The organism is Prevotella sp. Sow4_E9_plate (assembly GCF_052116205.1).
Taxonomy (GTDB): Bacteria; Bacteroidota; Bacteroidia; order Bacteroidales; family Bacteroidaceae; genus Prevotella.
The window spans coordinates 1-588 of the sequence record NZ_JBQKLN010000137.1; the positions used below are offsets into that span (position 1 = coordinate 1).

Sequence of the window (588 nt, forward strand, 5' to 3'; positions counted from 1 at the left end):
TCTTAATATAAGTTATTGATTTACAGACGATTAAATATTAATTTAACGCAGTATTGATTAATAAAGAATATACTACCGCTGATATATGCGCAACAAATTGTGACGCTTGTGATTCATTTCCCTTGAAATCCTTAACAAATACAGCTAAGGTATAGCAGACCTTATTAGGCAGACATATATAGGCTACATCATTCTGAGCTGCAAGAATACCATTTTCATTGACATAACCAGAACCTGTCTTATGTGCTATTACAACCCCTTCTTTATCAAGAAGTGGAGCTACTATCCTATCTATACCTGTTTTACATTCTTTCAATGCATTCTTAATGAAATCTTGTTTCTCATTACTGATAAGACTTTCTGTAAACAAACGATTCATCAACATTGCAGCACCAAGAGGAGATGTGTAATTAGAGTAAGCTTTGTCATGGTCAGCGGACATTTCCTCTTCTGTATAAGCTATCTGAAAACTCGAACGTGGTATGAGTTTCGCTATAAAACTGTCTGTTTGTGCAGTATTGAGCATATTCTTAAACATGATATTGCTTGCATTATTGTCGCTCTGGGAAAGAGTATAGCGCAACAGAT

The 588-nt window shown here is 34.9% G+C and carries 1 protein-coding gene; it reads right to left on the reverse strand.

Translation table 11 applies throughout. From position 1 onward, the window contains the following. Positions 1–37: 37 nt before the first annotated feature. Positions 38–588: serine hydrolase (locus tag ACTQ53_RS17580; protein WP_441934610.1), on the reverse strand; the 551-nt coding region annotated here is incomplete at its 5' end.